25 protein-coding genes are annotated in these 18,680 nt (G+C 62.9%); 7 read left to right on the forward strand and 18 right to left on the reverse strand.

Annotated features, from left to right (window positions below):
- Positions 1-191 precede the first annotated feature (191 nt).
- The 4 genes from MCB86_RS04090 to MCB86_RS04105 all read left to right on the forward strand — a co-directional run bounded on the left by MCB86_RS04090 (position 192) and on the right by MCB86_RS04105 (position 2,710).
- Positions 192-1,202, forward strand: coding sequence for a class 1 fructose-bisphosphatase (locus MCB86_RS04090; RefSeq protein ID WP_045160213.1), 1,011 nt, complete (start codon positions 192-194; stop codon positions 1,200-1,202).
- Between the two features lie 3 nt (positions 1,203-1,205).
- Entirely contained in the window at positions 1,206-1,811 is a 606-nt protein-coding gene (locus tag MCB86_RS04095; RefSeq protein WP_045160214.1) for a DUF924 family protein, read from the forward strand.
- A gap of 96 nt (positions 1,812-1,907) precedes the next feature.
- The gene (locus tag MCB86_RS04100; RefSeq protein ID WP_045160215.1) at positions 1,908-2,162 is read left to right on the forward strand and encodes a lipoprotein; all 255 of its coding nucleotides are present in this window, start codon (positions 1,908-1,910) and stop codon (positions 2,160-2,162) included.
- Positions 2,163-2,170: 8 nt separating this feature from the next.
- Entirely contained in the window at positions 2,171-2,710 is a 540-nt protein-coding gene (locus tag MCB86_RS04105) for a lipocalin family protein (RefSeq protein WP_045160216.1), read from the forward strand.
- A gap of 59 nt (positions 2,711-2,769) precedes the next feature.
- Here MCB86_RS04105 and MCB86_RS04110 read toward each other — a convergent pair whose 3' ends face one another.
- Positions 2,770-3,198 (reverse strand): hypothetical protein, encoded by a 429-nt coding sequence (locus MCB86_RS04110; RefSeq protein ID WP_045160217.1) that lies wholly within the window; start codon positions 3,196-3,198, stop codon positions 2,770-2,772.
- An 80-nt stretch (positions 3,199-3,278) separates the two neighbouring features.
- Here MCB86_RS04110 and pip point away from each other — a divergent pair, with 80 nt between their 5' ends.
- Together pip and dtd are read left to right on the forward strand one after the other, a co-directional pair.
- Positions 3,279-4,250 carry a prolyl aminopeptidase gene (gene pip / locus MCB86_RS04115; protein ID WP_045160218.1) on the forward strand — a complete coding sequence of 324 codons (972 nt, stop codon included), beginning with the start codon at positions 3,279-3,281 and terminating at the stop codon, positions 4,248-4,250.
- Complete coding sequence (gene dtd / locus MCB86_RS04120; protein ID WP_045160219.1) at positions 4,250-4,687, forward strand: D-aminoacyl-tRNA deacylase; 438 nt, start codon at positions 4,250-4,252, stop codon at positions 4,685-4,687. Before pip ends, dtd begins: the two co-directional genes overlap by 1 nt.
- 19 nt (positions 4,688-4,706) lie before the next feature.
- Here the strand turns inward: dtd and MCB86_RS04125 are convergent, their stop codons facing one another.
- The 15 genes from MCB86_RS04125 to trmL all read right to left on the reverse strand — a co-directional run bounded on the left by MCB86_RS04125 (position 4,707) and on the right by trmL (position 15,652).
- Positions 4,707-5,126, reverse strand: a complete 420-nt coding sequence (locus tag MCB86_RS04125) for a UPF0158 family protein (RefSeq protein ID WP_045160220.1) — start codon at positions 5,124-5,126, stop codon at positions 4,707-4,709.
- A gap of 110 nt (positions 5,127-5,236) precedes the next feature.
- On the reverse strand, positions 5,237-5,944 hold the full coding sequence (locus MCB86_RS04130) for a 16S rRNA (uracil(1498)-N(3))-methyltransferase (protein WP_239609944.1): 708 nt from the start codon (positions 5,942-5,944) through the stop codon (positions 5,237-5,239).
- The gene (tatC, locus tag MCB86_RS04135; protein ID WP_045160222.1) at positions 5,941-6,744 is read right to left on the reverse strand and encodes a twin-arginine translocase subunit TatC; all 804 of its coding nucleotides are present in this window, start codon (positions 6,742-6,744) and stop codon (positions 5,941-5,943) included. The genes MCB86_RS04130 and tatC overlap by 4 nt, the downstream gene beginning before the upstream one ends.
- Positions 6,741-7,130 (reverse strand): Sec-independent protein translocase protein TatB, encoded by a 390-nt coding sequence (gene tatB, locus MCB86_RS04140; protein WP_045160223.1) that lies wholly within the window; start codon positions 7,128-7,130, stop codon positions 6,741-6,743. Before tatB ends, tatC begins: the two co-directional genes overlap by 4 nt.
- A 6-nt stretch (positions 7,131-7,136) precedes the next feature.
- Complete coding sequence (tatA, locus tag MCB86_RS04145) at positions 7,137-7,367, reverse strand: twin-arginine translocase TatA/TatE family subunit (protein WP_045160224.1); 231 nt, start codon at positions 7,365-7,367, stop codon at positions 7,137-7,139.
- 22 nt (positions 7,368-7,389) lie between these two features.
- Positions 7,390-7,722 (reverse strand): phosphoribosyl-ATP diphosphatase, encoded by a 333-nt coding sequence (locus tag MCB86_RS04150; RefSeq protein WP_045160225.1) that lies wholly within the window; start codon positions 7,720-7,722, stop codon positions 7,390-7,392.
- On the reverse strand, positions 7,715-8,110 hold the full coding sequence (hisI, locus tag MCB86_RS04155; RefSeq protein WP_239609946.1) for a phosphoribosyl-AMP cyclohydrolase: 396 nt from the start codon (positions 8,108-8,110) through the stop codon (positions 7,715-7,717). Before hisI ends, MCB86_RS04150 begins: the two co-directional genes overlap by 8 nt.
- 49 nt (positions 8,111-8,159) lie before the next feature.
- Positions 8,160-9,770: a ubiquinone biosynthesis regulatory protein kinase UbiB gene (ubiB, locus tag MCB86_RS04160; protein ID WP_045160227.1), complete on the reverse strand. Its 1,611-nt coding sequence runs from the start codon at positions 9,768-9,770 to the stop codon at positions 8,160-8,162.
- A complete protein-coding gene (locus MCB86_RS04165; RefSeq protein WP_239609949.1) occupies positions 9,767-10,390 on the reverse strand; it encodes an SCP2 sterol-binding domain-containing protein in 624 nt (207 codons plus the stop codon). Before MCB86_RS04165 ends, ubiB begins: the two co-directional genes overlap by 4 nt.
- Positions 10,390-11,160, reverse strand: coding sequence for a bifunctional demethylmenaquinone methyltransferase/2-methoxy-6-polyprenyl-1,4-benzoquinol methylase UbiE (gene ubiE, locus MCB86_RS04170; protein WP_239609952.1), 771 nt, complete (start codon positions 11,158-11,160; stop codon positions 10,390-10,392). The genes MCB86_RS04165 and ubiE overlap by 1 nt, the downstream gene beginning before the upstream one ends.
- Before the next feature lie 244 nt (positions 11,161-11,404).
- Positions 11,405-12,280, reverse strand: a complete 876-nt coding sequence (locus MCB86_RS04175; protein ID WP_239609954.1) for an alpha/beta hydrolase — start codon at positions 12,278-12,280, stop codon at positions 11,405-11,407.
- A gap of 149 nt (positions 12,281-12,429) precedes the next feature.
- Positions 12,430-12,804, reverse strand: a complete 375-nt coding sequence (locus MCB86_RS04180; RefSeq protein WP_045160230.1) for a DUF971 domain-containing protein — start codon at positions 12,802-12,804, stop codon at positions 12,430-12,432.
- A gap of 62 nt (positions 12,805-12,866) precedes the next feature.
- Positions 12,867-14,210, reverse strand: coding sequence for an ATP-dependent protease ATPase subunit HslU (gene hslU / locus MCB86_RS04185; RefSeq protein ID WP_045160231.1), 1,344 nt, complete (start codon positions 14,208-14,210; stop codon positions 12,867-12,869).
- Positions 14,211-14,385: 175 nt separating this feature from the next.
- On the reverse strand, positions 14,386-14,922 hold the full coding sequence (gene hslV / locus MCB86_RS04190; RefSeq protein WP_045160342.1) for an ATP-dependent protease subunit HslV: 537 nt from the start codon (positions 14,920-14,922) through the stop codon (positions 14,386-14,388).
- Between the two features lie 268 nt (positions 14,923-15,190).
- Entirely contained in the window at positions 15,191-15,652 is a 462-nt protein-coding gene (trmL, locus tag MCB86_RS04195) for a tRNA (uridine(34)/cytosine(34)/5-carboxymethylaminomethyluridine(34)-2'-O)-methyltransferase TrmL (RefSeq protein ID WP_239609956.1), read from the reverse strand.
- On the opposite strand from trmL, the gene MCB86_RS04200 reads away from it, so the two are divergent.
- Complete coding sequence (locus MCB86_RS04200; protein ID WP_239609958.1) at positions 15,651-16,121, forward strand: hypothetical protein; 471 nt, start codon at positions 15,651-15,653, stop codon at positions 16,119-16,121. The genes trmL and MCB86_RS04200 overlap by 2 nt on opposite strands.
- Before the next feature lie 24 nt (positions 16,122-16,145).
- On the opposite strand, the gene ntrC is transcribed toward MCB86_RS04200, so the two are convergent.
- Both ntrC and glnL read right to left on the reverse strand, forming a co-directional pair.
- Complete coding sequence (gene ntrC, locus MCB86_RS04205; RefSeq protein ID WP_239609960.1) at positions 16,146-17,582, reverse strand: nitrogen regulation protein NR(I); 1,437 nt, start codon at positions 17,580-17,582, stop codon at positions 16,146-16,148.
- Complete coding sequence (gene glnL, locus MCB86_RS04210; protein WP_239609962.1) at positions 17,579-18,661, reverse strand: nitrogen regulation protein NR(II); 1,083 nt, start codon at positions 18,659-18,661, stop codon at positions 17,579-17,581. Before glnL ends, ntrC begins: the two co-directional genes overlap by 4 nt.
- Positions 18,662-18,680 lie beyond the last annotated feature (19 nt).

Here is an 18,680-nt window from a genome sequence, read left to right on the forward strand (position 1 = left end):
GTCCTACGCGCACTGCAGGCGCCCGGCTCGTCAGGGGAGCAAAGCGCCCGCCAGAGCGGCTGCTTGATGAACGCTGCAGGCACTTTGCCGCTGCGCTGAACTCTGCCGCCCCTGGGTGGGTCTGAGGGAGGGTTAGTTTCCCCCTGGCCTGCTAAACTGCGCGGGTTTTTCCATCCTCCGGAGTCATTTTCATGTCACGCGTAACCCTGAGTCGCTACCTGATCGAGCAGACCCGCAGCAACAATACTCCTGCCGATCTGCGTTTCCTTATCGAGGTAGTGGCCCGAGCGTGCAAGGAAATCAGCCACGCCGTTTCCAAGGGCGCATTGGGCGGCGTACTCGGTTCGACCGAAACCGAGAACATTCAGGGCGAAGTGCAGAAGAAGCTCGACGTGCTGTCCAACGAAATCTTGCTCGAAGCCAACGAGTGGGGTGGCCACCTGGCCGGCATGGCGTCGGAGGAAATGGACAACGCCTACCAGATTCCCGGCAAGTACCCGAAGGGTGCTTATCTGCTGGTCTTCGATCCACTGGACGGTTCCAGCAACATCGATGTCAACGTCTCGGTCGGCACCATTTTCTCGGTGCTGCGCTGCCCCGGTGAATGCTTCAGCCAGAACGATGCGCTGGGCGAAGAAGCCTTCCTTCAGCCGGGCACCAAGCAGGTCGCGGCGGGGTACGCCATCTATGGTCCGCAGACCATGCTGATGCTCACCTTGGGCAACGGCGTGATGGGCTTCACCCTGGACCGCGAGCTGGGCAGCTTCGTGCTCACCCATGAAAACATCCGTGTACCGGAAAGCACCGCCGAGTTCGCGATCAACATGTCCAACCAACGCCACTGGGAAGCACCGGTGCAGCGCTACGTCAGCGAACTTCTGGCTGGTGCCGAAGGCCCGTTGAACAAGAATTACAACATGCGCTGGATCGCTTCGATGGTGGCTGACGTGCATCGCATCCTGACCCGCGGTGGCATGTTCATGTATCCCAAGGATGCACGCGAGCCAGGCAAGGCCGGCAAGCTGCGATTGATGTACGAAGCCAACCCGATGTCCTTCATCATCGAGCAGGCCGGCGGCGCGGCAACGACAGGCACTCAGCGTATCCTCGATGTCCAGCCCGAATCGTTGCATCAGCGCGTGCCGGTCTTCCTGGGTTCTAAGGAAGAAGTCGAACGCATCACCGGCTACCATCAGGGCTAACCGATGCAGCGGATGCCCTGGCTGGAATTGCTGAACTGGTGGTTCGGCGAGGGCGTCACCGTCAGTGAAATTTCTGAACAAAAAAATGGCTTGTGGTTCGGCTACAAGCCCGAGCAGGACGCCGAAGCCCGAGCCCGCTTCGGTGAGTTGGTCGACCGGGCGCTGGCTGGCGAGCTGACCGACTGGGCTGAGTCGCCCCATGGCTGGTTGGCGCTGGTGCTGTTGCTCGACCAACTGCCCCGCATGATCTATCGCGGGACACCGCAGGCATTCGCCGGGGATGAGCGCGCCCTGCAGCTGGTGCGCGACGGCATGGCCCATGGCGGCGATGTGCTGCTCGCCCCGATTCAGCGCGTGTTCATTTATTTGGTGCTCGAGCATGCGGAGGATCTTCGGGTACAGGATCAGGCCGTCGCGCAGTTCCAGATGCTCCACGGCCTCGTCGGGACCGAAGACCAGGCGCTGTTTGCCGATTTCCTCGACTATGCAGTGCGCCATCGCGATGTGATTTCCAGATTCGGCCGCTTTCCCCATCGCAATGAAGTGCTCGGCCGGGAAACCACCGAGGCCGAGCAGGTATTCCTGACCAAGCCTGGATCCCGCTTCTAGGCGATGCACGCGCCGCCTTACGACCCGCTCCGAATCGTTAATTTGACCGGCGTGGCCAAGCAGGGCCAGCCACCGACCGACCCAAGGAAATCTGCCATGTCGTTGCGTTATCTATCATTAATCGTCGCCGTTGTGCTGGTGGCTGCCTGTAGCCCGATCACTCAAGAGAACTTCGCCAAGCTGAAAGCCGGCATGCCCCGCTCGGAGGTCGAAGAGTTGTTGGGTAAGCCGGGCGAATGCGCTGGTGCGCTGGGCATGTCCAGTTGCACCTGGGGCCAGAAGAACAGTTTCATCAGTATTCAGTTCGCCGGCGACAAGGTGATGATGTTCTCCGGCCAAGGCCTGAAATAGGACCCTCTATGCGTCTCGTCGTGACCCTGTGCTGTGTCTTGTCGATCATAGGCTGCGTACGTCAGGATGCGCGTGAAACGCCCGAAACGACCGGGCAGGTCGACCTCCAGCGCTATCAGGGGACCTGGTATGAACTGGCGCGTCTGCCGATGTTCTTCCAGCGTAACTGCGTGCGGTCCGAGGCCCATTACGAGCTACGGGACGATGGCCGCGTGGCGGTGACCAACCGCTGTGAAACCGCTGATGGCGAATGGCAACAGGCTCAGGGCGAGGCGGCACCTCAGCAACCAGGACACACCGATAAGCTCTGGGTTCGTTTCGACAACTGGTTCAGCAATCTCTTCCCGGGGCTAACCAAGGGCGATTACTGGATTCTTTACCTCGACGATGACTATCGCGTGGCGCTGGTGGGGAGTCCGGATCGCGACTACCTCTGGCTGCTGTCACGGGAGCCGGAAGTCGACTCGGCGATGCGCGACAGGCTGCTCGATGAAGCCCGTAGGCGCGGCTACGACGTCAGTGGGCTGATCTGGCGCGGCAAGTCTTGACCCCCTGGGCGTCGGGCCCGCTGAGCGGCGCCGCTCTCGCTCTGGCAAGCGAGTTGCCATTATTCCCAGTGCAGCCGTGCCAACAGCCACTCGCCGTCCTCCCGCCACCACTCGAGTCTGACTTGATAGTGACCGACGCGTTGGGGAAGCCAGCGCTCGGCACCGGTTAGCGCCACCTGTGCCTCGCTGTAGCCCTTGTTCGAATAGTTTGGGTCGATCCAGCTATGGCGGTTGAGCGCAATTACCCGCACATTTTCATGACGTAGGAACATCAAGCCGGCCGTGCGCCGCACCCAGTCTCGATCGAGGTGCTGATTGGCGCTGAACTCAGGATGAATCCGCGCGATCAGTTCGCCGGCGTCCTTGTTCTCGATACTGTCCTGCAGTGACTGCGCGGCGATATTCAGCGCGGCTTGCGGATCATCGCGACCACAACCGGCCAGCAGCACCAGTGCCACGGCAGTTGCGGCTAATTTCCATAGGGGCATGCCGAACCTCTCGAACCTCGTTATGATGCCGGAAACGTCAGGCGGGCCGTTGAGCCCGCGCCACGACTATGGAGTGTGCCATGCAGACCTTGTACCCGGAGATCAAACCCTACGCCCGGCACGAGCTGGCGGTCGAATCACCGCATGTGCTTTACGTCGACGAGAGTGGATCACCGGAGGGGCTGCCCGTGCTGTTCGTGCATGGTGGCCCAGGCGGCGGTTGTGATGCGCTAAGCCGGCGCTTTTTCGATCCCAACCTGTACCGCATCATTACCTTCGACCAGCGTGGTTGTGGTCGCTCCACCCCCCACGCCAGCTTGGAAAACAACACCACCGCTCACCTTATCGCCGATATGGAGCGCATTCGTGAATCCCTCGGTGTCGATAAATGGGTACTGTTTGGCGGTTCCTGGGGGTCGACACTGTCCCTGGCCTACGCTCAGGCCTATCCCGAGCATGTACATGCGTTGATTCTGCGCGGGATATTTCTCTGTCGTCCGAAGGAGTTTTCCTGGTTCTATCAGGAGGGCGCCAGCCGCCTGTTCCCCGATTACTGGCAGGATTTCCTCGCTCCGATTCCGCCGGAAGAGCGTGGGGATCTGATGCAGGCCTATTACAAGCGCCTGACGGGCACCGATCAGATCGCCCAAATGCACGCGGCCAAGGCCTGGTCCTGCTGGGAGGGCCGCACCGCCACACTGCGCCCCAACACCCAGGTGGTCGATCGCTTCTCCGACACTCATCGGGCGCTGGCGATGGCGCGCATCGAATGCCACTACTTCGTCAACAACGCCTTTCTCGAGCCCGACCAACTGCTGCGTGATATGCACAAGATCGCTCACCTGCCAGGCATCATCGTACATGGGCGCTATGATGTCATTTGCCCGCTGGAAAACGCGTGGGAACTGCACGAGGCGTGGCCCAACAGCGAGCTGCAAATCATCCGAGAGGCGGGCCACTCGGCGTCGGAATCAGGCACCTGTGATGCATTGGTCCGAGCCGCCACTGACATCGCCCAGCGATTGCTCCACCTTCCCCCCGAGGAGGCCTGATGAAGGGACTGATCCAGCGCGTGCGGCATGCGCGGGTCGAGGTGGCGGGCGAGGTGGTCGGCAGCATCGATCAGGGGTTGCTGGCGCTGGTCGGTGTTGAGCGTGAAGACGACCGTGCCCGGGCCGACAAGTTGTTGCACAAACTGCTGCGTTACCGGGTATTCAGCGATGAGCAAGGCAAGATGAATCGCTCCTTGAGCGACATCGGTGGCGGCCTGCTGCTGGTTTCACAGTTCACCCTGGCGGCCGATACGCGCAGCGGTCTGCGGCCCAGCTTTTCCAGCGCAGCGCCGCCCTCCCTCGGCGAAGAGCTCTACGAATACCTGCTCGCCCAGGCGCGCCGGCAGCATTCGCAGGTCGCCGGCGGCCGTTTCGGCGCCGAGATGCAGGTCCACCTGCAGAACGATGGGCCGGTGACTTTTCTGCTGGAAAGCTGAGACGCCCCGCCGCGGTGGCTCAGCGCTTCGACGGCTCCAGGCCGTTCTCATGCAGCCAGGTCATCGCATACTCGCGCAGCTGTACGGTCTGGTAATCCAGCCAGGCCTGGCGAACCTCGGGGAAGTCTTCCAGCTTGAAATCGAAGGTTCGCAACGGCTTGCGACCCTGCAAGGCATGGCTCAGCACGGCATGGGCGTTGGGATCGTGCTGGGTGAACAGGAACGCTTCACGCATGGCGATCGATTGCGCGAGCCCGAGCGGCTCGATATGCAGAAACCGATCTTCCTGTACGTCGTATTTCTCGTCCGCGCCCGGCACGGTTTCGCCCGGAAACACTGCGAGGATTTGGCCGGACTCCAGATCGAGGTAATGCTCGCTGGCGTCGCGGCTGTCCAGCGCGTATTCCAGGCGGTGAAGATCAATGGTCAAAGGTCGCATGGCAGTTGCCGCTGTCTTGGGGTTCAGTAGCTCTGACCTGCATGTTCCAGATGGGTGCATTACGTTCATCGGTCGCATGGTGGCAGCCGGTCTGAAGTGCCGGGCCGCGATCAGAACAGACGCGCCAGCAACGCGCTGACGGCGGTTTCCACGCGCAGGATTCGCTCGCCCAGTTGGACCGGCTGTAGCCCTGCCTCGGTGAGTTTGTCGACTTCGTAAGGAATCCAGCCACCTTCCGGTCCGATCGCCAGCGTCACCGAGTCGGAGATGGCGCGCGGACAGTCCGGATAGTCGCCTGGATGACCGACCAGCCCGCGAGTGCCAGCGGCCAGCTGCGGCAGACGATCTTCGACGAAGGGTTTGAAGCGCTTCTCGATGCTTACCTCGGGCAGCACTGTGTCACGTGCCTGTTCCAGACCGAGCAGCAGTTGTTCGAGAATCGCCGCCGGTTCGAGGAACGGAGTCTGCCAGAAGCTCTTTTCCACCCGGTAACTGTTGAGCAGCACCAGTCGTGGCACGCCCATGCAAGCGACGGTCTGCAGCACTCGGCGGAGCATCTTCGGCCGGGGCAGCGCCAGCAGCAGGGTGACCGGCAGCTTGGCCGGAGGTGGTTGGTTCAGCTCGACGTCCAGCTCGGCTTCGTCGGTGCTCAGTCGCAGCAGCCGACCCTGGCCCATCTCACCGCCTAGCAGGCCGACGCGCAGGCTTTCGCCCGCCACGGCACGGTGCACGTCCTGGATGTGTTTGAGGCGGCGATCACGCAGGACCACGCGGTTGGCGGCCACAAAATCGGCCGCCTCCAGCAGCAACAGATTCACGGGCGGGGAGCGGGTGGCTGGTCACCGCTATGCACCTGGCTGTCGTCAGCATCCCCGCGGAATTCCTCTTCGCGCTTCTTGACCATGCTGCCGCAGATCAGTCCGGCTTCGAACAGCAGCCACATCGGCACGGCCAACAGTGCCTGGGAAAACACGTCTGGCGGGGTAAGGACCATGCCAACCACGAAACAACCAACCACCACATAGGGCCGACTCTTGCGCAGCGTGGCGACGTCGACGATGCCCACCCAGATCAACAGGAAGGTCGCCACCGGGATCTCGAAGGCCACACCGAAGGCGAAAAACAGCGTCAGGACGAAATCGAGGTACTGGCCGATGTCGGTCATCATCGCCACGCCTTCGGGCGTCACGCTGGCAAAGAAACCGAACATGATCGGGAACACCACGAAGTAGGCGAAGGCCATGCCGCCGTAGAACAGGAAGATGCTGGAGATCAGCAGCGGCACCGCCACCCGCTTTTCATGCTTGTACAATCCCGGTGCGATGAAGCTCCAGATCTGATGCAGGATCACCGGCATCGACAGGAACAGCGCCACCATCATGGTCAGCTTGAACGGCGTCAGGAATGGCGAGGCCACTCCAGTGGCGATCATCGTGGCTCCTTCCGGCAGATAGGCGCGCAGGGGGGCTGCCACCAGCGCATAGATCTGCTGGGAGAAATAGAACAGCCCGCCGAACAGCAACAGGATCGCCACCACGCAGCGCAGCAGGCGCTTGCGCAGTTCCGTCAGGTGGGCAACCAGCGGCATTTCCTGATCATCGATGGAGTTATTGCTCATGGCTCAGCGGGTCTGTCCGGGCGGGGTACGGGGGCCGTTTCGGCGGGTTTGGCTTCGCTGGGCGCCGGCACATCGAGCGTGCCCGCCTCCGGTGCAGGCGTGGCGGACTGCGGAGAGGCGCTGCCGCTGGCGGTCGGTGAGCTGGGCATGATGCTCTGCTTCATTTCCCGCTCGAGGTCGAGGATGCGCTCGTTATGCAACTGACGGCGAATCTCGTCGGCGCCAATTTCGCGCTCGACCTCGGACTTGATGTTGGCAAAGCTGCGCTTGGCCCGGCCGATCCAAAGCCCGGCAGTGCGTACGGCACCCGGCAAGCGTTCCGGGCCGAGCACGAACAGCGCGACCAGGCCGATCAGCAGCAGTTCGGTGAAGCCGATATCGAACATGGCGCCTCAGTTCTTCTTCGTCGGATCTTCGACCTTGCGGGCCTCGGCATCGATGGTGTGGTTCTGCTTCTCCTCGACACTGGGCTTTTCCTCATCGGTGCCCATGGACTTGCGGAAGCCCTTGATCGCATCGCCAAGGTCAGAGCCCAGGCCCTTGAGGCGCTTGGTACCGAAGAGCATGACCACGATGAGCAGAATGATCAGGAGTTGCCAGACGCTGATTCCACCAAAACCCATGCTGCGTTACTCCAGTTGAATGTCAGGATTGTGGGCGCGCGGCTTTTTCCGCGTGCCCGGAGAGGCCGAAACGTCGGTCCAGTTCGTCCAGTACCGCCTGCGGGTGCTGGTCAAGTGCGGCCAGCATCACCAGACTGTGAAACCACAGGTCGGCGGTTTCGTAGATCAGATCGCTGGCGTCGCCACTGACGGCGGCGTCCTTGGCGGCCAGGATGGTTTCCACCGATTCCTCGCCGACTTTCTCGAGGATCTTGTTCAGGCCCTTGTGATACAGGCTGGCCACATAGGAGCTGTCCGCAGCGGCGCCCTTGCGGGCTTCCAGCACCTCGGCCAGACGGGCGAAGGTGTCACTCATGTGTGTGCTCCGCATAGATCGCGCCCGGGTCCTTGAGGACCGGCTCGACGGTTTTCCATTCGTCGTTCTCGAAGACCCGGTAGAAGCAGCTTTCGCGGCCGGTATGACAGGCGATGCCGCCAATCTGCTCGACCATCAGCACGATCACGTCGGCGTCACAGTCCAGGCGCAACTCATGCAGCTTCTGCACATGGCCGGACTCCTCGCCCTTGCGCCACAGCTTGCCACGCGAACGTGACCAGTAGATGGCGCGGTGTTCCGCTGCGGTCAGGGCCAGTGCTTCGCGATTCATCCAGGCCATCATCAGGATGCGCCCGGTCCGATGGTCCTGGGCGATGGCCGGTACCAGGCCGTCTTCGTTCCAGTGTATGTCGTCCAGCCAGTTCATCGAATTCTCCGCTCAATGCGCCAAGTGTGCCAGCCTCACCGACTGCTGGCTATCGGCGCACCACGATGTAGATGCCGGCGCTCAGCATCACCCAGGCCGGCCAGGTGGTGACGGCGGTAATACTGTCGGCCGTGGCGGCCAGGGTGGCACCGCCACCCAGCAGCACGGCACCGACGAGGCGCAACGGCCAGTTCCGATGATGCTCGTGCCACGGCGGCGGCGGGTTGTTCGCGTGGGGGTTGGACATGCGTTCGAGCAGCTCGCGGGTCATGCCGGCCAGGTGCGGCAGCTGCTCGATCTGTGCCTGAGCGTTCTTCAGCAGCTGCTTGGGGCTCATGCGCTCGCGCATCCAGCGCTCCAGGTAAGGCTGTCCGGTGGCCCAGAGATCGAGCTCGGGATACAGTTCTCGGCCGAGCCCCTCGATGTTGAGCAGCGTCTTCTGCAGCAGCACCAATTGAGGCTGGACCTCCATGTTGAAGCGCCGCGCGACCTGGAACAGGCGCACCAGCAACTGGCCGAAGGAAATGTCCTTCAGTGGCTTCTCGAAGATCGGCTCGCAGACGGTGCGAATCGCCGCCTCGAACTCGTTCACCTTGGTTTCCGCCGGCACCCAGCCCGAGTCGATGTGCAGTTGCGCGACCTTGCGGTAGTCGCGCCTGAAAAAGGCCATCAGGTTGCGCGCCAAGTAGTCCTGGTCTTCGGGCGTCAGGCTGCCGACGATGCCGAAATCTACGGCGATGTACTGCGGATTCCAGGGTTGATGGGTACTGACGAAAATGTTGCCGGGGTGCATGTCGGCATGGAAGAAGCTGTCGCGAAAGACCTGGGTGAAGAAGATCTCCACGCCACGCTCGGCCAGCTGTTTCATGTCGGTGCGCTGTTCGGCCAGCCGCGCCATGTCGGTCACCGGCACGCCGTAGATGCGTTCCATCACTAGCACCTGGGGCCGGCAGTAATCCCAATGGACCTGGGGCACGTAGAGCAGCGGCGAATCTTGGAAGTTGCGCTTGAGCTGGCTGGCGTTGGCGGCCTCGCGCAGCAGGTCGAGCTCGTCATAGATGGTCTTGGCGTAGTCCTCGACTACTTCCACCAGGTGCAGCCGGCGGGCTTCGGTGGACGCGCGCTGGGCGGTCTTGGCCAGCAGGAACAGCCAGGCGATGTCCTGGCTGATCACCGGGCGCAGGTTGGGTCGCACCACCTTGACCACCACCTCTTCGCCGCTGCGCAGCCTGGCGGCGTGGACCTGGGCCACCGAGGCGGACGCCAGCGGCTTGCTGTCGAAGCGGGCGAAGATCTGCCCCACCGGTGCACCCAGCTGGCGCTCGATCAAGGCCGTGGCGACGGCCGAGTCGAAGGGCGGTACGCGGTCCTGGAGCATCGCCAGTTCCTCGGCGATATCTGGCGGCAGCAGGTCGCGTCGCGTCGAGAGGATCTGGCCGAACTTGATGAAGATCGGGCCGAGGCCTTCCAGGGCCAGGCGCAGGCGCGCGCCACGGGACAGCACGGTACGCCGGCGTGGCAGCCAGCGCCAGGGCAGCAGGTAGCTGGTCGCACGCAGCCACCAGGGCATCGGAAGATCGAGGATGATGTCATCCAGGCGGTAGCGGATCACCACCAGCAAGATGCGAAACAGGCGGCGGGCGGCGGCGAACAGCTTCATTCGGGTTGGTCTGGTTTCAAAGATTGGTTGAGCCGTTCGACTCGGGCTTCGAGTCGGTCGAGGTCGAGCTTGAGACGATCGAGTTCGACGAAGCGTGTTTCGGCCTCGGCGATGCCGACCAGAGCCCGTGATTCTTCGCTGAGGTAGTCCGCCAGGTCCTGGCGCAGGCTGTGCGCGCTTTGCCGTGCCCAGGCGGCCTGGCCACGGACACCGCTGCCGAGCAGCTGAGCAGCGACCGGTCCAAGCCAGCGCGAGACTTCGTACTCCCAGTCCAGCTCCAGGTCCTGCAATACGTCGGCGAGATTCATCAACGGCGCGCTGTCACCTTCGATCTCGACGTCAGGCCCGTGCAGGATGGCGGTCTTGTTGCGGCTGGTGGCCAGGCGCATCAGGCTCGCGGCCGAGGCACGCAAGCGGCAGTCCGGCTCGATGCCCCAGTCTTCGGCGAGTCTCAGCCCTTCGGCATCGGCGAGGATGAACAGCCGCCAGCCCGGCGCGATACAGTCGACTTCGATGATCTGCCCGCTGAGTTTGGCCAAGCGTGGCAACGCCGTCGGATCCAGGCGCAGCACGCGGTTTATTCCGCGCTCGGCGCCGGCCAGGAGGGCTGCGCGCAGCATCAGGGCTTGATGCCGCGATGCAGGGCGACGATGCCGCCGGTCATGTTGTGGTAGGTGACGCGCTCGAAACCGGCGTCGGTCATCATGCCCTTCAGGGTTTCCTGGTCCGGATGCATACGGATCGACTCGGCGAGGTAACGGTAGCTCTCGGAATCGTTGGTGATCAGCTTGCCCATCATTGGCAGCAGGCTGAACGAATAAGCATCGTAGGCCTTGGAGAGCATCGGGTTGGTCGGCTTGGAAAACTCCAGCACCAGCAACCGGCCGCCGGGCTTGAGCACGCGCAGCATGGAGGCGATGGCGTCTTCCTTGTGCGTCACGTTGCGCAGGCCGAAGGCGATGGTCACCACGTCGAAATGGTTATCCGGGAAGGGCAGCTTCTCGGCATCAGCCTGGACGAACTTCACGTTGCCCGCCACGCCCTTGTCGAGCAGTCGGTCACGGCCGACCTTGAGCATCGAGGCATTGATGTCGGCCAGCACCACTTCGCCGGTCGGCCCGACGATGCGCGAGAACTGACGCGTCAGGTCGCCGGTACCGCCGGCGATGTCCAGCACGCGGTTGCCGTGGCGTACGCCGGACAGCTCGATGGTGAAACGCTTCCAGAGGCGATGCACGCCGGCGGACATCAGGTCGTTCATCAGGTCGTATTTGGCGGCCACAGAATGAAACACCTCGGCCACCTTCTGCGCTTTTTCGCTCTCCGGCACGTTCTTGTAGCCGAAGTGGGTGGTGGGCTCTGCGTCACGCTCTTTGCGGGGATCGGTCATGTCACTGTCACCGGAAGAATGTGCCGGCATTCTAAACCTAAAAGGCCGAAAGCCGACAAAAGCCGAAGCGCGACAAAAGCGCTGGTCGGCAAGAATCCGCGCCGTAGGATCTCGCGGAGATTGCTTCCGTCGACACCATCCGGCGCGTTGCGGGGGGCGGATGGGGCAGGCGCCGTGATTGACCCGGGTGTATCGCCAGCCGGTAGCCGCCAAGGAAGGTGCATCGACATCACTGCCAACAGGGTCACGGCTGGCTATGCACCCGCCCCAGGAAGTCTCTGGACAGCTGGGCGACCTGCTCCAGATGGGTTTCCAGGAGCCAGTGGCCGCCGTCGTCGAACAGATGCAGCTCGGCGTCCGGCAGGTCACGCAGGTAGGCTTTCGCCGAGCCCTGCGGCATATAACCGTCGCGAGGACCCCAGACGATCAGGGTGGGCGGCTGATGCTCGCGCAGATAGGCCTGGTAGCGGGGAAACCAGGCAAGGTTGTCCTTGAGCCCCGCGATCACTTGCGTTGCGATTTCGTGGCGACGAGGCGTCATCAGCGCCCAGTGCAGGTGCCAGAGGTCGGGGGGGATGCGCAATGCCGTCGCGGGATCCACCTCGTTGAGGAATTCTTCCTCGAACCCTTTCAAGCTGACGGCCTCCACCAGCCCTGCGCGGGCCTGCGGCGTCGGATTGGCGAAGAACTGCTGCAGCGCGGCATATTTCGGGCCTAGCTGATCTTCGTAAATATCACCATTCTGCAGGATCAACGCGGCGATGCGCTGCGGCTCGGCAATCGCCAGGCGCAGGCCGATCTGCGAGCCGAAGTCGTGCAGGTAGAGCGCGAAACGCTCGATGCCCAGGCGCTGGATAAAGCGTGCGAGGAAGTCGGCGTAACCGTCGAAGTCGTAGGAGAATCCTTCCGGGGTCGCGCTGTAGCCGCAGCCCGGGAAGTCCGGCGCGACCAGCCGCCAGCGGTCGGCAAGCAGCGGCATGTAAGCCCTGAACTCATAGGACGAGCAAGGATAGCCGTGGGGCAGCAGCACCACGGGCGCGCCTTGCGGTCCGGCGGCCCGGTAGAACACCTCGATACCGTCGAGGTCCAGGCGGTGATGGGTGACACTGCTGGCGTGCATGGCGATCGCGCTCCCGGCAGCTCGTGGTGGATGATCCGTCGATACGCAATCTTCGACCGTACCGCCACCCGCGTGCTCCGCCATGGGACTGCCGTTGGGCGGAAAGCCGATGCCGCCTCGCCCGGGGCCCGCTCGTCGAGGCGGCGCTGCTAGAGCATCAGCTTGACGGGGGAAATGTCAGGATCGCGCGACTTGCCGGCTTTGGCCAGCGCCTCGAGATACTCATCCCACAGCTGTTGCTGGTTGCTGGCCAGGTAATGCAGGTAATCCCAGGTATAGAGTCCGCTGTCGTGGCCGTCGCTGAAGGTCAGTTTCAATGCGTACTGCCCGGCCGGCTCGATACCCTCGAGCGCGACATTGATCTTGCCCGTCTGTAGGATCGGATTGCCATGGCCCTGCACCTCGGCGGACGGCGAGTGCACCCGTAGAAATTCGGCGGGCAGGACGTAGCGCTGTTCGGCGCCATACTCCAGCTCCAGCGTTTTCGACATCTTGTGCAGCTTGATCGCGGTAGGGATGCGCATCGGGTACTCCGGGTGCCGACGCCGGGCGCTCATGGTGCCCAGTGTCGGCCGCGTGCTTGCGTTTAGAGAATGTAGCGCGACAGGTCTTCGTCTTCGGCCAGTTCGCCGAGATGGCTGTTGACGTAGGCGGTGTCGATGCGGATCGGCTCGCCGTTCTGCTGGCCGGCCAGGTCGCCGGCGCTGAACGAAACCTCTTCAAGCAGCCGCTCGAGCAAGGTGTGCAACCGGCGTGCGCCGATGTTCTCGGTCTTCTCGTTGACCTGCCAGGCGATCTCGGCCAGACGCTTGATGCCGTCCTCTGCGAATTCGATGCCCAGCCCTTCGGTCTTCAGCAGCTCGCGGTACTGCTCAGTGAGCGAGGCGTGCGGCTCGGTCAGAATCCGCTCGAAGTCCTGCGGTGACAGGGCCTTGAGCTCGACGCGGATCGGCAGGCGGCCCTGCAGTTCGGGCACCAGGTCGCTGGGCTTGGACAGATGGAAAGCACCACTGGCGATGAACAGGATGTGGTCGGTCTTGACCATGCCCAGCTTGGTGTTGACCGTGCTGCCTTCGATCAGCGGCAGCAAGTCGCGTTGAACGCCTTCGCGGGACACGTCGGCGCCGCCGGTATTGCCGCGCTTGGCGACCTTGTCGATCTCGTCGATGAAGACGATGCCGTTCTGCTCCACCGCTTCGAGGGCGCGGGCCTTGAGCTCTTCCTCATTGACCAGCCGTGCCGCTTCCTCGTCACGGACCAGCTTGAGCGCGTCCTTGATCTTCAGTTTGCGGCTCTTCTTCTTGCCCTTGCCCATGTTGGAGAACAGGTTCTGCAGCTGGCTGGTCATCTCTTCCATGCCGGGCGGTGCCATGATTTCCACGCCGCCAGGGTTATCCGCGACCTCGATGTCAATCTCCTTGTCGTCCAACTGGCCTTCGCGCAGACGCTTGCGGAACAGCTGGCGCGTGTTGGAATCGTTGCTGTGCACCGGCTCTTCGCTGAAGCCGGTGGGGCGCGCCTGCGGTAGCAGGGCGTCGAGGATGCGCTCCTCGGCGGCATCCTCGGCGCGATGACGCATCTTGCCGACTTCCTGCTCGCGCATCATCTTCAGCGCAGCATCGGCGAGATCACGGATGATCGATTCTACATCGCGTCCGACGTACCCGACTTCAGTGAATTTGGTGGCTTCGACCTTGATGAAGGGCGCGTTGGCCAGTTTGGCCAGGCGGCGAGCGATTTCGGTCTTGCCGACGCCAGTCGGGCCGATCATCAGGATGTTCTTGGGGGTGACTTCCGGGCGCAGCTCGGCGGACAGCTGCATGCGCCGCCAGCGGTTGCGCAGGGCGATGGCAACGGCACGCTTGGCGTCGTCCTGGCCGATGATATGGCGATTGAGTTCGTGGACGATCTCGCGGGGCGTCATGGACATTTTTTCGTTACTCCCGAAGCTGGGCAGGATACAAACAGGCCGTTTGAAAAACGTAGGCGAGGCCGGCAAGTCGAGGCAAAAACAGGCGAGGAAGCGGAGTTTAGTGGTCTAAATGAGCATTCCGAGCCTGTTTTTAACGAAGGATTGCCAACGCAGGTAGTTTTTCATCGACCTGTCAGATCGCGCTGTCCAGTTCCTCGATGGTCAGATTCTGGTTGGTGAAGACGCAGATGGTGCCGGCAATGTTCAGCGCGGTTTCGGCGATGTCCTGTGCGGACATGTCATCGCCGCCTTTTTGCATCAGGGCCATGGCGGCGGCCTGGGCGAAACCTCCGCCGGAGCCCATGGCGATCAAGTCGTTTTCCGGCTGGACCACGTCACCGTTGCCGGTGATGATCAGCGAAGCGTCCTTGTTGGCCACGGCCAGCATGGCTTCCAGGCGGCTCAACGAACGGTCGGTGCGCCAGTCCTTGGCCAGCTCGACGGCGGCACGCACGAGATGGCCCTGGTGTTTTTCCAGTTGGCCTTCGAAGCGTTCGAAAAGAGTGAAGGCATCGGCGGTGGCGCCGGCGAAACCAGCCAGTACCTGGCCGTGATACAGGCGCCGGACTTTTTTGGCATTGCCTTTCATGACGGTATTGCCGAGGGAAACCTGGCCGTCGCCGCCCATGACGACTTTGCCGTTGCGGCGTACTGAAACGATGGTGGTCAAGGGAAAATCTCCACGCAGCGGGGCGATGAATGCCCGAATGCGCTTGATATGGGGGACGCTGCCGCGCATTTCAACCGACACTCGGCCTGCCAGCCGAATAGACCGAAACCCGGCCGGCCCGAAGGCGGGTCATCGGGTCGAGCGCCGCCTGCCTCGCGTCGTATGTTTGCGCGCCTGCCGCCGATACGTGGCGGCGAGGTGTCTGGCTATGACGTGCCCTGAGCTGGCCGGCTGTCGTGCGGATGGCGGGTTTCAGCCAGACGGCGCTTCACTCGAGCGCAAAATCCAGCTGTCGCCAGGCCTCGTATACCGCGACGGCGACGGTGTTGGACAGATTCAGGCTGCGGCTGTTCGGCCGCATCGGCAGGCGCAGGCGCTGCTCGTTTGGTAATGCGTCGCGAATCTCCGCTGGCAGGCCGCGGCTTTCCGGGCCGAAGAGAAAGGCATCGCCGCGCTGGAACTGCACCTGATGGAAGGGTTGTGAACCTTTTGTGGTGAACGCGAACAGTCGCGGCTGGTTGAGGCTTGCCAGGCAGCTGTCGAGGTCGGAATGACGTTTGAGCGGCGCATATTCGTGATAGTCCAGGCCCGCGCGGCGCAGACGCTTGTCGTCCAGCTCGAAGCCCAGCGGCTCGATCAGGTGTAGGCTGCAACCGGCATTGGCACAGAGCCTGATAATGTTGCCGGTATTCGGCGGTATCTCCGGCTGAAAAAGGATTACATGGAACATGCGCGTCACCGACTCTGAAAACGACCGGCATTCTACTGCGGCAGGCGACCCTGCGGCAGGCGCCCCTGCGCGGCGCGATCCGCTACCTCGCCTGCGTCGGCGCTTTTTTGGCTCGCTGATGCTGATCGGGTTGCTCGTGGGTGCCATGATCGGTCGGGTCACCGCACCCGGTCCGGTGCAGCTACTGCGTGTCGAGCCAGCCACCGATGGTTTGCAGCTCTGGTTCGATCGTGAGCCGGAGCTGTACAGCCAGGATGTCGATGGCGCGGTCGGTATGTTGTTTCAGGCACAGGGCCGCGACGGTAGTGGACGGCTTGATCCGGGCGGCACGAACATTGGTTGGCGCCTGCAAACGACCGAGAAGGGGTTGCTGCTGCACTTCGTGGCGACCCGACCGCTGGCAGCCGAGTGGGACGCCGAGAAGCGGGACGGCGATTGGCTATTGAAGGTGCGAGTCGCACCGCGTTGAGTGCGACCCTCGGCGCACCGGCGGTCAGGTGTCCTCGCCTTCGTCGTCGTCGGCTCCCTCCACGCCCATGCCCAGCTCCTTGATCTTGCGCGTCAAGGTATTGCGCCCCCAGCCGAGCAGCAGCGCCGCATCGCGACGGCGCCCGGCAGTGTGCTTGAGGGCGGTCTCGATCATGATCCGCTCGAAAGCCGGTACCGCTTCATCGAGCAGGTTCGATCGGCCGCGCGCCAACGCCAGGTCGGCCCACTGGTGCAGCGCCTGCTCCCAGTTGTTCGCCGGCAGGGCGTCGGCGGGCTGGTTGAGCAGCTCGGGCGGCAGGTCGCTGACATGCACTTCGCGCCCAGAGGCCATCACCGTGATCCAACGGCAGGTGTTCTCCAACTGGCGAACGTTGCCCGGCCAGGGCAGGTTTTTCAGGTAGTCCTCGGTTTCCTGCTTGAGCAGCTTGGTCTCGACGGAAAGCTCCTGCGCGGCGCTGGCGAGGAAATGCCGGGCCAGCGCGGGGATATCTTCGCGCCGATCGGACAGACGCGGGATGTGAATGCGGATGACGTTCAGGCGATGGAACAGGTCTTCGCGAAACTTGCCGGCCTGCACCAGGGTTTCCAGGTCCTGGTGGGTGGCGGCGATGATCCGGACATCGACCTTGACCGGCGTATGACCACCGACGCGATAGAACTCACCGTCGGCCAGGACCCGTAGCAGACGGGTCTGGGTGTCGGCCGGCATATCACCGATCTCGTCGAGGAACAGGGTGCCGCCATCGGCCTGCTCGAAACGCCCGCGGCGCTGGTTGGCCGCGCCGGTGAAGGCGCCTTTCTCGTGGCCGAACAGCTCGGATTCCATCAGGTCCTTGGGGATAGCCGCCATGTTCAACGCGATGAACGGCGATGCCGCACGCGGACTGTGGCGGTGCAGGGCGTGCGCCACCAGTTCCTTGCCGGTGCCGGACTCGCCATTGATCAGCACGGTGATGTTGGAATGGCTGAGGCGGCCGATGGCGCGAAAGACTTCTTGCATCGCCGGCGCCTCGCCGATGATTTCCGGCGTCTGGTGCTGGTTGGTCGGCTCCTCCAGATGCTGCTGTTCCTGCGCATGCTGGTTGGCCCGCTTGACCAGCGACACGGCGTCGTCGACGTCGAACGGCTTGGGCAGGTATTCAAAGGCGCCACCCTGGTAGGACGCCACCGCGCTGTCGAGGTCTGAATGCGCGGTCATGATGATCACCGGCAGGCGCGGGTGTAGTTCGCGGATCTGCTTGAGCAGGTCCAGGCCGCTGGTGCCGGGCATGCGGATGTCGGAGATGATCACGTCCGGTTGTTGCCGCGCCAGGCGGGCGAGCACGCTGTCGGCGCTGTCGAAGCTCTGCGTGGCCATGCCTTCCTGCTGCAGCGCCTTTTCCAGTACCCAGCGGATGGAGCGGTCGTCATCGACGATCCAGACGTTTTCGCTTCGGCTCATAGGGAAGAGGCTCCTTGTTCCAGCGGCAGGAAGATCGAGAATGCGGTGTGGCCGGGATGGCTTTCGCATTCGATCAGGCCCTGATGCTGACTGATGATGTTCTGGGTGATGGCCAAGCCAAGTCCGGTTCCGTCCGGACGGCCACTGACCATCGGATAAAAGAGGGTGTTCTGCAGTTCGGCCGGGATTCCCGGACCGTTGTCGATGATTTCGAGACGCGCGACCAGACGATGCCGGACGTGTCCGATGGTGAACTGGCGCAGGGTGCGGGTGCGCAAGGTCAGGCGACCGAGGCCCAGCTCGCACTGTCCGGCCAGTGCTTGCATGGCGTTACGCATGATGTTGAGCACGGCCTGGATCATCTGTTCGCGGTCGAGCAACACTTCGGGGATGCTCGGATCATAGTCGCGCACCAAAATGAGGCTTCCCTGGCTTTCAGCCTCGATCAGGCTGGCCACATGCTCGAGCACTTCGTGGATGTTCGTCATTGACAGGGAGGGCAGCTTATTCGAGCCGAGCATCCGATCGACCAGGTTCCGCAAGCGGTCGGCTTCCTCGATGATCACCCCGGTGTAGTCCTTGAGATGCTCTTCGGGCAGCTCTCGCGATAGCAGCTGTGCGGCGCCGCGGATGCCGCCTAGCGGATTCTTGATCTCATGAGCAAGGCCGCGTACTAGCATCTTGGTGGTTTCGTGAGCGGACACCTGCGCTTCTTCCTTGGTGATGCGCAGCAAGCGATCGCGGGGCAGCACCTCCAGCAGCAGCATGGTTTCCTGGCGGGTCAGTATCGGCGTGACGGCGTAATCGACGGTCAGTGTCTGGCCATTGGTTGAGGTCAGCGTCGCTTCGCGCTTGGTAAACGGATGTGCCTGTTCCACGGCCTGGCGCAGCGCGGCCAGCGCTTCGGCTGATTCGGTGAAAAGCTCGCTGATGAACTGGCCGTGGCTACGCTGGCCGCTCACGGCGAGCAGCATCTCTGCAGCCGGATTCATATATTCCAGCCGCAAGCGCGAGTTAAGCAGCAGCGTCGCGGTGGTCAGGTTCTCGATCAGCAGGCGCTGTAGGGCTTCGTTGATCATGGCTGTCTGCATCCGATGG

Origin of the sequence: Pseudomonas sp. KSR10 (genome assembly GCF_022355455.1) — a bacterium.
GTDB lineage: Bacteria > Pseudomonadota > Gammaproteobacteria > Pseudomonadales > Pseudomonadaceae > Stutzerimonas > Stutzerimonas stutzeri_E.

Excerpts from the sequence above, each read along its gene's own strand:
- MCB86_RS04200 (WP_239609958.1), top strand. The coding sequence starts at position 15,651 with ATGCGCGTCACCGACTCTGAAAACGACCGGCATTCTACTGCGGCAGGC.
- tatA (WP_045160224.1), bottom strand. The coding sequence starts at position 7,367 with ATGGGTTTTGGTGGAATCAGCGTCTGGCAACTCCTGATCATTCTGCTC.
- trmL (WP_239609956.1), bottom strand. The coding sequence starts at position 15,652 with ATGTTCCATGTAATCCTTTTTCAGCCGGAGATACCGCCGAATACCGGC.
- tatB (WP_045160223.1), bottom strand. The coding sequence starts at position 7,130 with ATGTTCGATATCGGCTTCACCGAACTGCTGCTGATCGGCCTGGTCGCG.
- ubiB (WP_045160227.1), bottom strand. The coding sequence starts at position 9,770 with ATGAAGCTGTTCGCCGCCGCCCGCCGCCTGTTTCGCATCTTGCTGGTG.
- hslU (WP_045160231.1), bottom strand. The coding sequence starts at position 14,210 with ATGTCCATGACGCCCCGCGAGATCGTCCACGAACTCAATCGCCATATC.
- MCB86_RS04165 (WP_239609949.1), bottom strand. The coding sequence starts at position 10,390 with ATGCTGCGCGCAGCCCTCCTGGCCGGCGCCGAGCGCGGAATAAACCGC.
- pip (WP_045160218.1), top strand. The coding sequence starts at position 3,279 with ATGCAGACCTTGTACCCGGAGATCAAACCCTACGCCCGGCACGAGCTG.
- MCB86_RS04100 (WP_045160215.1), top strand. The coding sequence starts at position 1,908 with ATGTCGTTGCGTTATCTATCATTAATCGTCGCCGTTGTGCTGGTGGCT.
- hisI (WP_239609946.1), bottom strand. The coding sequence starts at position 8,110 with ATGAACTGGCTGGACGACATACACTGGAACGAAGACGGCCTGGTACCG.
- MCB86_RS04095 (WP_045160214.1), top strand. The coding sequence starts at position 1,206 with ATGCAGCGGATGCCCTGGCTGGAATTGCTGAACTGGTGGTTCGGCGAG.
- ntrC (WP_239609960.1), bottom strand. The coding sequence starts at position 17,582 with ATGAGCCGAAGCGAAAACGTCTGGATCGTCGATGACGACCGCTCCATC.
- MCB86_RS04090 (WP_045160213.1), top strand. The coding sequence starts at position 192 with ATGTCACGCGTAACCCTGAGTCGCTACCTGATCGAGCAGACCCGCAGC.
- MCB86_RS04150 (WP_045160225.1), bottom strand. The coding sequence starts at position 7,722 with ATGAGTGACACCTTCGCCCGTCTGGCCGAGGTGCTGGAAGCCCGCAAG.
- tatC (WP_045160222.1), bottom strand. The coding sequence starts at position 6,744 with ATGAGCAATAACTCCATCGATGATCAGGAAATGCCGCTGGTTGCCCAC.
- MCB86_RS04175 (WP_239609954.1), bottom strand. The coding sequence starts at position 12,280 with ATGCACGCCAGCAGTGTCACCCATCACCGCCTGGACCTCGACGGTATC.
- MCB86_RS04110 (WP_045160217.1), bottom strand. The coding sequence starts at position 3,198 with ATGCCCCTATGGAAATTAGCCGCAACTGCCGTGGCACTGGTGCTGCTG.
- ubiE (WP_239609952.1), bottom strand. The coding sequence starts at position 11,160 with ATGACCGATCCCCGCAAAGAGCGTGACGCAGAGCCCACCACCCACTTC.
- MCB86_RS04125 (WP_045160220.1), bottom strand. The coding sequence starts at position 5,126 with ATGCGACCTTTGACCATTGATCTTCACCGCCTGGAATACGCGCTGGAC.
- MCB86_RS04180 (WP_045160230.1), bottom strand. The coding sequence starts at position 12,804 with ATGCGCATCCCTACCGCGATCAAGCTGCACAAGATGTCGAAAACGCTG.
- dtd (WP_045160219.1), top strand. The coding sequence starts at position 4,250 with ATGAAGGGACTGATCCAGCGCGTGCGGCATGCGCGGGTCGAGGTGGCG.
- glnL (WP_239609962.1), bottom strand. The coding sequence starts at position 18,661 with ATGATCAACGAAGCCCTACAGCGCCTGCTGATCGAGAACCTGACCACC.
- MCB86_RS04105 (WP_045160216.1), top strand. The coding sequence starts at position 2,171 with ATGCGTCTCGTCGTGACCCTGTGCTGTGTCTTGTCGATCATAGGCTGC.